8 protein-coding genes and 1 pseudogene are annotated in these 14,206 nt (G+C 72.4%); 7 read left to right on the forward strand and 2 right to left on the reverse strand.

The genetic code is table 11. From position 1 onward, the window contains the following. The first annotated feature begins 25 nt into the window (after positions 1 to 25). From ABD665_RS00260 to ABD665_RS00275, 4 genes are all read left to right on the forward strand, one after another. On the forward strand, positions 26 to 1,009 hold the full coding sequence (locus ABD665_RS00260; RefSeq protein ID WP_204912769.1) for a T3SS (YopN, CesT) and YbjN peptide-binding chaperone 1: 984 nt from the start codon (positions 26 to 28) through the stop codon (positions 1,007 to 1,009). Between the two features lie 131 nt (positions 1,010 to 1,140). Continuing rightward, complete coding sequence (hrpA, locus tag ABD665_RS00265; RefSeq protein ID WP_344740629.1) at positions 1,141 to 5,049, forward strand: ATP-dependent RNA helicase HrpA; 3,909 nt, start codon at positions 1,141 to 1,143, stop codon at positions 5,047 to 5,049. Positions 5,050 to 5,099: 50 nt separating this feature from the next. After that, positions 5,100 to 5,990 carry a PAC2 family protein gene (locus tag ABD665_RS00270; RefSeq protein ID WP_204912768.1) on the forward strand — a complete coding sequence of 297 codons (891 nt, stop codon included), beginning with the start codon at positions 5,100 to 5,102 and terminating at the stop codon, positions 5,988 to 5,990. 35 nt (positions 5,991 to 6,025) lie between these two features. Next, on the forward strand, positions 6,026 to 6,901 hold the full coding sequence (locus tag ABD665_RS00275; RefSeq protein WP_204912767.1) for an acyl-CoA thioesterase domain-containing protein: 876 nt from the start codon (positions 6,026 to 6,028) through the stop codon (positions 6,899 to 6,901). 348 nt (positions 6,902 to 7,249) lie between these two features. Here ABD665_RS00275 and ABD665_RS00280 read toward each other — a convergent pair whose 3' ends face one another. Continuing rightward, positions 7,250 to 8,200, reverse strand: coding sequence for a sigma-70 family RNA polymerase sigma factor (locus ABD665_RS00280; protein ID WP_204912766.1), 951 nt, complete (start codon positions 8,198 to 8,200; stop codon positions 7,250 to 7,252). 193 nt (positions 8,201 to 8,393) lie between these two features. Continuing rightward, on the reverse strand, positions 8,394 to 10,550 hold the full coding sequence (locus ABD665_RS00285) for a S9 family peptidase (protein ID WP_344740633.1): 2,157 nt from the start codon (positions 10,548 to 10,550) through the stop codon (positions 8,394 to 8,396). A gap of 142 nt (positions 10,551 to 10,692) precedes the next feature. Between ABD665_RS00285 and ABD665_RS00290 the strand changes: the two genes are divergently transcribed. The 3 genes and pseudogenes from ABD665_RS00290 to ABD665_RS00300 all read left to right on the forward strand — a co-directional run. Continuing rightward, on the forward strand, positions 10,693 to 12,174 hold the full coding sequence (locus ABD665_RS00290; RefSeq protein ID WP_204912765.1) for a glutamate-cysteine ligase family protein: 1,482 nt from the start codon (positions 10,693 to 10,695) through the stop codon (positions 12,172 to 12,174). Continuing rightward, positions 12,171 to 12,578, forward strand: a complete 408-nt coding sequence (locus tag ABD665_RS00295; RefSeq protein ID WP_204912764.1) for a universal stress protein — start codon at positions 12,171 to 12,173, stop codon at positions 12,576 to 12,578. The genes ABD665_RS00290 and ABD665_RS00295 overlap by 4 nt, the downstream gene beginning before the upstream one ends. 204 nt (positions 12,579 to 12,782) lie before the next feature. Continuing rightward, positions 12,783 to 14,201: pseudogene (locus ABD665_RS00300) on the forward strand (RNA polymerase sigma factor); the annotation flags it as partial. Between the last annotated feature and the right edge of the window lie 5 nt (positions 14,202 to 14,206).

Below are 14,206 nucleotides of genomic sequence, written 5' to 3' on the forward strand. Positions count from 1 at the left end.
TTCGGGCGAGAGGGAGGTGGTGGCCATGAGCGGCGTCGAGGGGATCGACGACTTCGACATCGATCGTGCCATCGCCCATGCCTGGACGGAGTTCGGTGCGCGGCTGGCCGAGGTGCTGTCGATGGTCGACGAGTCGGGCGACCTGACGATCGGCACGCCGACCGGCGACGGTGCGCCCGACAGCTGGGTGCGGTTCTCCAGCCCGGCGCGCGACCGGCTCCGCTGCGAGGCCGGCGTCGCCGACGGGCGCAACCAGGCCGAGCAGGTGGCCGCGCTGGTCGCCGACGGCTGGGAGCGGAGCGCCGGCGACGGCCGCGAGCCCGCCGGGGTCGCCGTCGTGGCCACCGAGTGCCCGCAGGAGGACTCGGAGTCGATGGCCGAGCTCGCGGTGCGGGCGCTGCGCGACGTCTTCGGGGTCCAGCACCCCGTGTTCCTGGCCCCGGACCAGCTCGCCGAGGTGCTGCAGCCCGACGCGGCCGACCTGCGGACGTCCTCCAAGGCCGAGGACAGCTTCGCCGGACGCGTCCTCGAACCGACCCGGGTCCCGCGCCGCGGGAGCTCGGTGGAGATCGACCCCGAGGACCTGACCTCGACGCTGCCCGACGGCCCCGCCCACCTGAACCGCATGGTCGACGACGAGCTCACGAGCATGTACGGGCACCCGCCCTTCCGCGACAACGAGGGCGACGTCGCCATCCGCGTGGGCTCCACGATGCTGTTCCTGCGCACCAGCAGCGACGGCAAGGAGGTCACCGTCTTCGCCGCGGTGGTCCACGACGTCTCCGGCCGCTCCCGGGCGACCGAGGTCATCAACGACCTGAACGTCGAGTCGCGCTGGGTCAAGTTCCAGCTCGTACGGGACCGTGTGTTCGCGAGCATGTCCGTCCTCGCCCAGCCCTTCGTCCCCGCGCACCTGCACCAGGCCGTCCGCGTCGTCTCCGACGTCGCCGACGGGATCGACGAGGACCTCGCCGCCAAGCTCGACGGCCGTACGACCTTCGCGGACTAGTGGGAAACGCCCCCTGAGCCTGTCGAAGGGCCTCGAAGAGGTCGGCTCCGTCGGACGCTGACCACTGCGTGGCCCTTCGACAGGCTCAGGGAGCGTCCGGGGTCTGAGCGGCGCCGACTAACCTGGGCCCAGTGAGCGAGGCAGCGGTGGTCGAGGCGCCGCTGCACCTCACGTACGACGAGGCGCTGCCGATCACGGCGTGCCACGACGAGATCGCCGCGCTGATCCGGGACCACCCGGTCGTCGTGGTCGCGGGGGAGACCGGGTCGGGCAAGACGACCCAGCTGCCGAAGATCTGCCTCGAGCTCGGGCGCCGGTCCGTGGCGCACACCCAGCCCCGCCGGCTCGCCGCGCGGACGGTCGCGCAGCGCGTCGCCGAGGAGATGCAGACGACGCTCGGCGAGGTCGTGGGCTACCAGGTCCGCTTCACCCGGCAGACGTCGCGGCAGACGCGGCTCAAGATCATGACCGACGGCGTGCTGCTCGCGGAGATCGGCCGCGACCGCGACCTGCGGCGCTACGACACGATCATCGTGGACGAGGCGCACGAGCGCAGCCTCAACATCGACTTCCTGCTCGGCTACCTCAAGCAGCTGCTCGGGCGGCGCCCCGACCTGCGGGTCGTCATCACCTCGGCCACGATCGACACCGCCCGGTTCGCGGAACACTTCGCCGGTCCCGACGGCGTGCCGGCCCCCGTGGTCGAGGTCTCGGGGCGGACATACCCGGTGGAGATGCGGTACCGGCCGTTGCTCGAGGACGGGACGGTCGACCAGAACACCGGCATCGTGGACGCCGTCCGCGAGCTGAGCGCCCTCGGCGGTGGCGACATCCTCGTCTTCTGCTCCGGCGAGCGCGAGATCCGCGACGCGGCCGACGCCCTCGCGGGCGCCCAGCTGCGCTTCACCGAGGTGCTGCCGCTCTACGCGCGGCTGTCGTCGGAGGAGCAGCACCGCGTCTTCGCCGACCACCCCGGCCGGCGCGTCGTGCTCGCGACGAACGTCGCCGAGACCTCGCTGACCGTCCCCGGCATCCGGTACGTCGTGGACGTCGGCACCGCCCGCATCTCGCGCTACTCGGCCCGGACCAAGGTCCAGCGGCTGCCGATCGAACCCGTCTCGCAGGCCTCCGCGAACCAGCGCGCCGGCCGGTGCGGCCGCGTCGCCCCGGGCGTGTGCATCCGCCTCTACAGCGAGGAGGACTTCGACTCCCGCCCGCTGTTCACCGAGCCGGAGATCCTGCGGACCAACCTCGCCTCGGTCATCCTCCAGATGGCCGCGGCCGAGCTCGGCGACATCGCCTCGTTCCCGTTCGTCGAGGCCCCCGACCGCACGCAGGTCACCGACGGCCTGCGGCTGCTCACCGAGCTCGGCGCGGTCCGCCCGGCCGGCACGGACGGCGCCCGCCGTGGCCGTGTCGACGGCGAGGTCCGGCTGACGAAGGTCGGGCAGCGCCTGGCCGCCCTCCCGGTCGACCCGCGGATGGCCCGCATGCTGCTGGCGGCCGAGCGCGAGGGCTGCCTCTCGGAGATGCTCGTCATCGTCGCGGGCCTGTCCATCCCCGACCCCCGGGAACGTCCCGCGGAGCAGCGCGAGCGGGCGGAAGCGCTGCACCGGCGCTTCTGGGCGCCGCTGCCGAGCGACCGGGCGCTGCAGGCCGAGCCCGTCGGCGGCGGCCGCGGCAAGCAGGCCGAGCCGGAGCCCGACGCGAAGGTGCCGAGCGAGGGGAGCGACTTCCTCGCGCTGCTGCGGCTGTGGGACTACCTGCGGGCGTCGCGCCAGGAGCTGTCCGGCAACGCGTTCCGTCGCCGGGTGCGGGAGGAGTTCCTGCACTACCTGCGGATCCGCGAGTGGCAGGACCTGCACACCCAGCTCAAGCAGGCGTGCAAGGACCTCGGCATGGCGACGAACGACCAGCCGGGCGGCCCCGACCAGATCCACACCTCGGCGCTGGCCGGGCTGCTGTCGCACGTCGGGCTGCTCGACGAGCGCGAGGACCCCAAGCCCGCCCGGGGCGCCAAGCCCGCGGCGAAGCGCCGTCGGCCCGCCCGGGAGTACCTCGGCGCGCGGGGCACCCGCTTCGTCATCGGCAGCGGGTCCGCGGCCGCCGGCAAGCCGCCGCCCCTCGTCGTGGCGGCGGAGATCGTCGAGACGAGCCGGCTCTACGCCCGGACGGTCGCCGGCGTCACGGCGGCCCAGGTCGAGGAGGTCGCCGGCCACCTGCTCAACCGGCAGTACTCCGAGCCGCACTGGTCGTCGCGCTCCGGCGCCGTGCTGGCGTACGAGCAGGTCACGCTCTACGGCGTCCCGATCGTCTCGCGGCGCCGCGTCGGCTACGCCCGCGTCGACCCGGTCGAGGCCCGGTCGATCTTCCTGCGCGCCGCGCTCGTGGAGGGGCGCTGGCACACGCGGCACCGCTTCGTGGCCCGCAACGCCGCCGTCCGCGCGGAGGTCGAGGAGCTCGAGGAGCGCACGCGGCGGCGCGACCTGACGGTGGACGACGAGACGATCTACGCCTTCTACGACGCCCGGGTCCCGGCCGACGTCACCGGCGGCGCCGCCTTCGACGCCTGGTGGAAGAACGCGCGCCAGGAGACCCCGGAGCTGCTCGACCTCACCCTCGAGGACCTCACGACCGGTCAGCCGGGCGTCGAGGTGGCGACGGCCTACCCGGACCACTGGGACGTGGCCGGGCACCGGTTCGCGACGTCGTACCGCTTCTCGCCCGGCGACCCCCGCGACGGCGTCACCGTGACCATCCCGCTCGACGTGCTCAACCAGGTCCCGCCGGCTCCGTTCGGCTGGCAGGTGCCGGGCCTGCGGGGCGAGCTCGCCACCGAGCTCGTCCGCTCGCTGCCGCGCGCCGTCCGCCGGCTCCTCGTGCCCGCGCACGAGCACGCGGAGCGGGCCCTGGCCTGGCTGCGCGACCACCCGGGACCGGCGGGCGAGGCGTTCCCGACGGCGCTCGCGCGCGCCGTGCGGGCGCTCACCGGCGAGCTCGTGCCGCCCGACGCGTGGGACCTGGCCGGCGTCCCCGACCACCTGCGCGTGGGCTTCGTGGTGACCGACGCGGCGGGCGAGGTGCTCGCGGAGGGCAAGAACCTGGCCGCGCTCAAGACCACGCTGGCGGTGCAGGTCAGCGAGGCCCTGGCCTCCACGGCGGACACCCACACCCGGACGGGCATCACCGCCTGGGACTTCGGGCGGCTCGAGCCCGAGATCACGGTGACCCGCGACGGGCGGACGGTGGTCGGCTACCCGGCGCTGGTCGACGAGCAGACGAGCGTCACGCTCACCCTGCTCGACACCCCGGCGCGCCAGGCCGCCGCGACCGCCGCCGGCCTGCGCCGGCTCGTCCTGCTGAACACCCCCGACCCCACGCGCTGGGTGGTCTCGCACCTCTCGAACGTCGACAAGCTGGCCCTGGGCTCCAGTCCGTACGCGGGCGTCCCGGCGCTGCTCGCCGACGCCCGCCTGGCCTCGACCGGCGAGCTCGTCCGCCGCCACGCGAAGGAGCCGGTGCGCGACGCGGACGCCTTCACCCGGCTGTGCGACCTGGTCCGGATGGACAACCCCGACCTCATGCGCGAGGTCGTCGGCGTCGCGGCGGCCGTCGTCCGCGGCTGGGGTGCGCTGCAGACCGCCCTGCCCGGGATCAGCGGCCGCAGCCCCGAGGCGGCCGCCGACCTGCGCGAGCAGCTCGCGAACCTGGTGTTCCCCGGCTTCCTGTCCGCGACCGCGTACGAGCACCTGGTCGACCTGCCGCGCTACCTCCAGGCGGCCCAGCAGCGGGTGGCCACGCTGCAGACCCAGCCCACCCGAGAGGCCACGGCCCTGACGACGGTGCTGCGCTGCGAGGACGCGTACGCCGCGCTCGTGGCCGAGGTGCCGCCCGGACCGCTGCCCACGGCCGTCGCCGAGGTCGGCTGGCTGCTCGAGGAGCTGCGGGTGAGCCTGTTCGCCCAGGGTCTGCGCACCAAGGTGCCCGTGTCGGAGAAGCGCTTCACGAGCGCCGTCGCCGCCGCCCGCGCCACGCTCTGACCGCGCGGGACGCGGCCCCGGTCCCGCGACCCGCGGGTAGATTGGTGCGCATGCTCGATCCCCGTCTGCTGTACACGCTGGACGACGAGGTCGTGGCCACCCTCGCGGACGCGCACCCCGTGCTCATCCACCAGCTCGACGGGTTCGTCGACGCCGGCGGGGCGGGGCGGCAGCTCACCAGCCACCTGCTCGAGCACCTCGACCACCAGGTCGTCGCGACGTTCGACCACGACCAGCTGCACGACTACCGCAGCCGGCGCCCCGCGATGGTCTTCGACACCAACCAGTGGAAGTCCTACGCCGACCTGCACCTGCGGCTCTACCGCGTGGTGGACGAGCAGGGCGAGGTGTTCCTGCTGCTCAGCGGCCCCGAGCCCGACGTCCAGTGGGAGCGGTTCGCCGCCGCCGTCATGGGCCTCATCGAGCAGCTCGGCGTGCGGCTGACCATCTCCGCGCACGGCATCCCGATGGCCGTCCCGCACACGCGTCCGATCACGCTGACCGCGCACGCCACCGACGCCGACCTGGTGACCGGCTACCGCAGCTGGATCGACCGCGTCGAGGTCCCCGCGAGCTTCGCCAGCCTGCTCGAGCTCCGGCTCGGCCAGGTCGACCGCCGCGCGATGGGCTTCGCGGTGCACGTGCCGCACTACCTGGCGCAGGCGACGTTCCCCGAGGCGGCGCTCTCGCTGACCCGGTCGATCAACGCCGCCACCGGCCTGGCCGTGCCGCTGGAGCCGCTGGAGAAGGCGTCGGCGACCAACCTCGACGACATCGCCGCCGAGATGCAGACGTCGCAGGAGGTCCAGGACCTCGTGGCGACGCTCGAGCAGCAGTACGACGCGCTCCAGGCCGAGCAGCAGGGCGTGCCGAGCGCGGACGACATCGCGGCCGAGTTCGAGAAGTTCCTCGCCGACCGCGAGAAGAAGGACGAGGACTAGGGCGCAGCGCGACCACCCCTGCGTAGGGTGCGCGTGTGCCTGAATCGGTCGACGAGCTCCTGACGCTGCTCGACCTCGAGGAGATCGAGGTCGGGCTGTTCCGGGCCCGGCAGCCGCGGACGTCGCTGCAGCGGGTCTTCGGCGGGCAGGTCCTCGCGCAGGCCCTGACGGCCGCGTCGCGGACCGTCCCGCCCGAGCGGAGCGTGCACTCGCTGCACGGCTACTTCCTCGTCGCCGGGCGCACGGATCAACCGATCGTGTACGACGTCGAGCCGGTCCGCGACGGAGGTTCGTTCTCCTCGCGCCGCGTCGTGGCGCGCCAGGACGGGCAGGTGATGTTCTACCTGTCGGCCTCGTTCCACGTGCACGAGGAGGGCTACGAGCACGCGGACCCGGAGCCCGACGCCCCGGCACCCGAGGACTCGCCCCCGCTGACCGACGTGCTGGCCGGACTGACCGGCCGCTCGGCCGCGGGCTGGGCGCACGAGTGGGGCGCGATCGACGTCCGCTACGTCGGCGACTCGCGGCCCGGCGGGGCGATCGAGGACCCGGACCACCCGGCCCGCGCGCGGGCCTGGGTCCGGGTGGCCGGCGAGCTGCCCGACAACCCGGTGCTGCACCAGGCGGCGCTGGCGTACACGAGCGACCTCACCCTGATCGGCGTGAGCGTGGTCCCGCACGGCGTGGTCGTGGGCTACACCGTCCAGGCCGCGTCGCTGGACCACGCCATGTGGTTCCACCGGCCGTTCCGGGCGGACCGGTGGCTGCTCTACGACCAGGTCTCCCCGTCGGCCTCCGGCGCCCTCGGCCTGTCCACCGGCCGCCTGTTCCAGGACGGCCGCCTCGTCGCCACCGTCGCCCAGGAGGGCCTCATCCGTCCCCTCCGCGACCGCAAGCCGCAGACCTCCTAAGAACGCCACGAGGCGTACCTTCTTCCGCCGCGCGCACCCTGCGGGGTACGCGCGACGGCGGAAGGTACGCCTCGCGACGAAGCCAGAGATGAGAAGGCACGGCAGACGCGCAGCGGCTCTCCTGAGCGTCGGGTAGGGAGGGCGTCGTCGTCGAGCCTGGACGACGAGCGAGTCAGCTGCCCAGACGGCGGCAGCGGCAGCGCCGGCCGCTGACGAGCGAGGAGGAAGGCCCGACGAGGAGACGCCCGACCGGGCGCAAAGGAGAAAAAACGAGGCGACCCGGAGGGGGGTCCGGGTCGCCTCGGGGAGAGCTACGGGATGGGTCGTAACTCGTGCTGCGCGTTGGGGCTACGCGGCCAGCACCGACTTTCCTCGCAGCTTGGCAATGGCGTGCCGCTCGATCTGGCGGACACGTTCGGCCGTGATGCCCCAGAGGGCGCCGATGTCGGCGAGTTTAGCCTGACGGCCGTCGACCAGACCATAGCGACGCCGCACGACGTCGGCGGAACGCTCGTCGAGGGTGGAGAGCATCTCCTCGAGCCGGGCGTGCTCCTCCGCGTCCAGGAAGACCTCGTCCGGGCCCGGCATGGGCTCGCGGGCGATGAGGTCGCCCAGGGCGGTGTCGCCACCCTCCTCGACGGGAGCGTCGAGGCTGACGTGGTCGCGGCCGTAGCGGATCAGGTCCAGCACCCGCTCGGGCTCGAGGTCCATCTCCGCCGCGATCTCGGCGATCTCCGGGTCACGACCGAGGCGACGCTCCAGCGTGCGACGCACCGCGCCGACCTGGTTGACCTGCTCGGCGACGTGCACCGGGAGCCGGACGATGCGCCCCTGCTGGGCGATGCCGCGGCTGATGGACTGCCGGACCCACCAGGTGCCGTAGGTGGAGAACTTGAAGCCCTTGGTGTAGTCGAACTTCTCGACCGCACGGATCAGGCCGGTGTTGCCCTCCTGCACGAGGTCGAGCAGCGGCATCTGCGAGCGCCCGTACTTGCGGGCGACCGACACGACGAGGCGCAGGTTGGCGGTGACGAAGCGCTGCATCGCCGCCTGGCCCTCGGCGATGATGATCTCCAGCTCGGCCTTCGTCGGACGCTTGGCGTGCTTGCCGCGGTCCGCGGAGGTGAGGTCGCCGGAGGCGATGTGCTCGGCGTAGAGGCCGAGCTCGATCTGGCGGGCGAGCATGACCTCCTCCTCGGCCGTGAGGAGCGGGGTCTTGGCGATGCCTTCGAGATATAGGCCGACCGCATCCTTGCCATCGATGCCGTCGGAGACTCTGCTGCGTGCAGAAATGGCCACGGGGGGCCTCCTTTTTCGTTGCCTTCGCTCTACTCAACGTGTGAGAGGGACCGAAGGATTCCTGACCAGCCCTGAAGAAACCCTGAGGTGGGTCCTTGTCAAGGTGTCTAGGAAGAATTTCTCCTGCCGCGCGCCGCTGGGATGCAGGAACGGACGACTTTACGCCGGGGAGAGGCCCTGCCCCGGCGTCGGGTCAGCCCGTGATCTGGTCGAGCACCCAGGCGTTGGCGAAGGCGACCTCGCGCCAGCCGGCGTAGCGTCCGCTGACCCCGCCGTGGCCCGCCACCATCTCGGTCTTGAGCAGCACCGGGCGCCGGGTCACCGTGCCGGCCGTCGCCCGCAGCTGGGCGACCCACTTCGCCGGCTCGACGTAGTAGACGCGGGTGTCGTTGAGGCTGGTCGTGGCGAGGATCGCCGGGTACTCCTGCGCCACCACGTTCTCGTACGGCGTGTACGACTTCATGTAGGCGTAGACGTCGGCGTCGTGGAGCGGGTCGCCCCACTCCTCCCACTCGGTGACGGTCAGCGGCAGGTCCGGGTCGAGGATCGTGGTGAGCGCGTCGACGAACGGCACCTGGGCGTGGATCGCGGCGAAGGCGGTCGGCCAGGCGTTGGCGACCACGCCCATCAGCAGACCGCCGGCGCTGCCGCCGCGGGCCGCCAGCCGGTCGGGCGACGTGTAGCCCTCCGCCACGAGGTGCTCGGCGCAGGCGGCGAAGTCGGAGAAGGTGTTCCACTTCGTCAGGACCTTGCCGTGGTCGTACCAGGCCCGGCCCAGCTCGCCACCACCACGCACGTGCGCGATCGCGAAGACCACGCCGCGGTCGAGCAGCGACAGCCGCGAGACGGAGAAGGTCGGGTCGATCGAGATCTCGTACGAGCCGTAGCCGTAGAGCAGCGCGGGGGCCGAGCCGTCGAGCGGGACGTCCGCGCGCCGCACGACGGAGATCGGGATGCGGGCGCCGTCGGACGCGGTCGCCCAGGTGCGCTCCTGCACGTAGCGCGCCGGGTCGTACGGGCCCTGGGTCGCCGACGGGAGCACCGCCGTCCGCTTGAGCAGCGTCCGCCGTTCGGAGGCGAGGTCGTAGTCGTAGACCGAGGCCGGCGTGATCATCGAGGTGTAGTCGATGCGGATGCTCGGCGTGTCGTACTCGGGTGCCGAGGGGGAGCCGACCGTGAACAGCGGCTCGTCGAAGGCCACGTCCCCGCCGGGGAGCAGGTCGCCGGCCGCGTCGCGAGGCAGCACGTGCAGCCCGCTGAGGCCGTCGCGGCGCAGCGTCACAACGACGTGGGAGGCGTACGCGTCGACGCCGAGCAGCCGGACGCCGGGCTGCGGGGCCATCACGGGAACCCACTGGAGGTGGCTGCTGGCGTCCAGCGGCGCCTCCGCCAGCGCGAAGTCCTCGGCGTCGTCGTTGTGCACGACGAGCAGCCGGTCGCCGGCGGGCTCCACGGAGTACTCGACGCCCTGGCGGCGCGGGGCCACGACGCGCGGCGTGCCCTCGGGGTCATCGGTCGCCAGCAGCCGGTACTCCGACGTCAGCTTGCTCTCGGAACCGAAGACGAGCCAGCGCTCGTCGCGGCTGGAGTCGACGCCCAGCCAGAAGCGCTCGTCGGGCTCGGTGAGGACGGTGGCGTCCTCGGAGGCGTCGGTGTCGAGCCGGTGGCGCAGCACCACGTACGGGCGCCAGGCCTCGTCGCAGCGGGTGTAGAAGACGTGCGTCTCCCCGGCCCAGCAGGCGCCGTGGCTGACGTCGGTGATCGTGTCGGGCAGGTCCTCGCCGGTGCGCAGGTCGCGGATCCGCAGCGTGTAGCGCTCGGCGCCCGTGACGTCGGTCGAGTAGGCGAGCAGGTGCCCGCCGGGGGAGACCGCGAGCGCACCGAGGTCGAAGAAGTCGTGCCCGGCCGCCTCGACGTTGGCGTCGAGGTAGACGACCTCGCCGGGGATGTCGCCCTCGAGCGACGGCGGGGCGGACCGGTCGGTGGCCGGGGCGCGGCAGAAGCGCGCGTACTCCGCCCCCTCCTGCGTCCGCGTGTAGTACCAGTACGCCGGGGCGGGGCCGTCCGCGTCGTGCGGACCGCCGTGCCGTACGAAGACGGGCACCGACAGGTCGGTCTCCTGGGTGCGGTCCTTGAGCTCGGTGAACAGGGTCTCGACCAGCGGCTCGAGGTGCTCGGTGAGGGCGGCCGTGTAGGCGTTCTCGGCCTCGAGGTGGCTCACCACCTCCGGGTCGGTCTTGTCGCGCAACCACTCGTAGGAGTCGACGACGACGTCGCCGTGGTGCTCCCGGACGAAGGGTCGTCGGTCAGCGACGGGCGGCGTGCGCACGTCGGCCGGGTCCTCGTTCACGAGGGTCGACCCTAGTCGGGGAGTCTTTGTGGCGAAGAGGTTCGCGCAAGATCAGGCACAGTTCTCAGCCTGTCAGAGAAGGCCTGGCGTGCCCGGGGCGCCGTGGTGCGGCGCAGCGGGCCCGATGGGCCAGGATGTGCCCATGGGAGCCGAGGTCGACGCGACGCAGTTCACGCGGGAGGACCGCAAGCGGCACCGCCAGAAGGTGCGCCGGGGGCTCGACGCCCTGGCCCGGATGCTGACCGAGTCCCGCTTCGACTTCGAGCGGCCGATGGCCGGGCTCGAGATCGAGCTGAACCTGGTGGACGACGACTTCGAGCCCGCGCTGCGCAACGCCGAGGTGCTGGCCGCGATCGCGGACCCGGAGTTCCAGACCGAGCTCGGCCGCTTCAACATCGAGATCAACGTCGCGCCCCGCCAGCTGTCCGACTTCGGCTTCTCGTCCTTCGAGCAGTCGGTGCGCGACTCCCTGAACAACGCCGACCCGCGGGCCGAGGAGGCCGGGGCGCACACCGTGATGATCGGCATCCTCCCGACCCTGCGGCCCGAGCACGTGACGGCGGAGGCGACCAGCGAGAACCCCCGCTACTCGCTGCTCGACCGCCAGATCCTCGACTCCCGCGGCGAGGACATCGAGATCGTCATCGACGGCGTCGAGCGGCTGCACGTCGTGACCGACACGATCATGCCGGAGGCGGCCTGCACGTCGACGCAGGTGCACCTGCAGGTCAGCCCGGACGACTTCGCCGGCTACTGGAACGCCGCGCAGGCCATCGCCGGGGTGCAGGTCGCGCTCGGCGCGAACTCGCCCTACCTCTTCGGCCGCCACCTGGTCGCGGAGTCGCGCATCCCGCTCTTCGAGCAGGCGACGGACACGCGGGCCGAGGAGCTGAAGACCCAGGGCGTACGCCCGCGGGTGTGGTTCGGCGAGCGGTGGATCACCTCGATCTTCGACCTGTTCGAGGAGAACGCCCGCTACTTCGGCGCCCTGCTGCCCGTCAGCACCGACGAGGACCCGGTGGCCGTGCTCGACGCGGGCGGGACCCCGGAGCTGGAGGAGCTGAAGCTCCACAACGGCACGGTCTACCGCTGGAACCGTCCCGTCTACGACACCCACGACGGCGCCCCGCACCTGCGCGTCGAGAACCGGGTGCTGCCCGCCGGGCCGACCGTGGTCGACACCATGGCGAACGCCGCCTTCTTCGCGGGCCTGGTGCGGGCGCTCGCCGGCCAGGACCGGCCGGTGTGGTCGCAGATGAGCTTCGCGGCGGCGGCCGACAACTTCGCCTCCGGCACCCGGACCGGGCTCGACACCGAGGTCTACTGGCCGGGGGTCGGGCAGTGCCCGGTGCCCGAGCTGGTCGTGCGGCGGCTGCTGCCGCTGGCGGCCGAAGGCCTGCGGCAGTGGGAGGTCGAGGAGTCCGAGACCACGCGGCTGCTGGGGATCATCGAGCAGCGCTGCCTGACCGGCCGCAACGGCGCCACCTGGCAGGTGGCGCAGGTGACGCGGCTGGAGGAGGCCGGGGCGACGCGCGACGCGGCGCTGCACGGCATGCTGGCGCGCTACACGGAGCTGATGCACAGCAACCAGCCCGTGCACACGTGGGAGGTCGGGGGAGCATGACGGAGCTGACGGGGGAGACGGGACCGGCCACGGGCGGGGGCCCGCGGATCGTCGTGGGCTACAGCTCGCGGCCCGAGGGCCGGGCGGCGCTGCGCCGTGCGCTGACCGAGGCGCGGCTGCGCGGCGCGGAGCTGGTCGTGCTGCACGGCCCCGACGACGACCTCGACGAGCTGACCCGGGACCTGGCCGCGGCGGACGTCACCTACCGCCTCAAGGCGTCCTCCGACGCCGCGGACGCGGGCGAGGACCTCGTCGAGCTCGCCGAGGACACGGACGCGGCCTTCATCGTCATCGGCCTGCGGCGGCGCTCGCCCGTGGGCAAGCTGCTGCTCGGCAGCAACGCCCAGCGCGTGCTGCTCGACGCCTCCTGCCCGGTCTTGGCCGTCAAGGCCGAGCAGCCGTAGCCTCTGGGAACTCTCGGTCGTTCGTGCGCGCGCGTACGGTCGAGAGGTGCACGACGGTTTCCCCGTCGGGCCGTACGGCTTGATCATTTGGCAGGCCGTGCCAGAATACTTTTCGGAGCAGCGGTTGACATCCGATGGCCGCTGCCTGCCCTCGTACGACTTGGTTAGCCCGAGAGGTTCTTCGTGACACCGCCTTCTAAAGCCCACGCACCCGCCCCCGTGTCGGACCTGACCGACGACGAGACAGCCGTCTCGGAGGGCGTTGCCGCCCGTGGCGGTCGTACGGCGACGAAGAAGGCCCCGGCGCGACGACCGGCGGCGAAGAAGACGCCCCTGAAGGCCGTCGCCCAGGCCGGCGCCGCCAAGGCGGGCGCCAAGAAGAAGACGGACGACGCGGACGACGTCGACGGTGCCGACGTCGAGCCGGACCTGACGGTCGACCTGGACGAGGACGACGCCATCGACCCGGCCGACCTCGCCGTGGTCGACGTGGTCGCCGGTGCGGTCCCCGCCGAGGTGCAGGTCGACCTGGAGGGCGACGAGGTCGTCGTCACCGTCGGCAAGAAGCGCACGCTCGACGACGTCGACGAGGCGAAGTTCGAGCCGGCCAAGGAGGCCGTGGTCGAGGCCAAGCTGGTCGAGGACCAGGGCTTCACCCTCTCCGCCGCCGACGACGCGGACGAGCCCGAGCAGCAGGTCATGGTCGCCGGCGCGACCGCCGACCCGGTCAAGGACTACCTGAAGCAGATCGGCAAGGTCGCGCTGCTGAACGCCGAGCAGGAGGTCGAGCTCGCCAAGCGCATCGAGGCCGGCCTGTTCGCGGACGAGAAGATCGCCGACGCGGCCGTCAAGATCAAGCCCAAGGAGGCCGACGACTACGACTGGATCGCCGAGGACGGCCGCCGGGCGAAGAACCACCTGCTCGAGGCCAACCTGCGCCTCGTCGTCAGCCTCGCCAAGCGCTACACCGGTCGCGGCATGCTCTTCCTGGACCTCATCCAGGAGGGCAACCTCGGTCTGATCCGTGCGGTCGAGAAGTTCGACTACACCAAGGGCTACAAGTTCTCCACGTACGCGACGTGGTGGATCCGCCAGGCGATCACCCGGGCCATGGCCGACCAGGCCCGCACCATCCGCATCCCGGTGCACATGGTCGAGGTCATCAACAAGCTCGCCCGCGTCCAGCGGCAGATGCTGCAGGACCTGGGCCGCGAGCCCACCCCGGAGGAGCTCGCCAAGGAGCTCGACATGACCCCGGAGAAGGTCGTCGAGGTCCAGAAGTACGGCCGCGAGCCGATCTCGCTGCACACCCCGCTCGGCGAGGACGGCGACTCCGAGTTCGGTGACCTGATCGAGGACTCCGAGGCGGTCGTCCCGGCGGACGCGGTCAGCTTCACGCTCCTGCAGGAGCAGCTGCACGACGTGCTCGACACCCTCAGCGAGCGCGAGGCCGGCGTCGTCTCCATGCGCTTCGGGCTCACCGACGGCCAGCCGAAGACGCTGGACGAGATCGGCAAGGTCTACGGCGTGACCCGCGAGCGGATCCGCCAGATCGAGTCCAAGACGATGAGCAAGCTGCGGCACCCGTCGCGCTCGCAGGTCCTGCGCGACTACCTGGACTGAGTCTG

Source organism: Microlunatus spumicola (assembly GCF_039536445.1).
GTDB classification, from domain to species: Bacteria; Actinomycetota; Actinomycetes; order Propionibacteriales; family Propionibacteriaceae; genus Microlunatus; species Microlunatus spumicola.

Excerpts from the sequence above, each read along its gene's own strand:
- ABD665_RS00270 (WP_204912768.1), top strand. The coding sequence starts at position 5,100 with ATGCTCGATCCCCGTCTGCTGTACACGCTGGACGACGAGGTCGTGGCC.
- ABD665_RS00290 (WP_204912765.1), top strand. The coding sequence starts at position 10,693 with ATGGGAGCCGAGGTCGACGCGACGCAGTTCACGCGGGAGGACCGCAAG.
- ABD665_RS00295 (WP_204912764.1), top strand. The coding sequence starts at position 12,171 with ATGACGGAGCTGACGGGGGAGACGGGACCGGCCACGGGCGGGGGCCCG.
- ABD665_RS00260 (WP_204912769.1), top strand. The coding sequence starts at position 26 with ATGAGCGGCGTCGAGGGGATCGACGACTTCGACATCGATCGTGCCATC.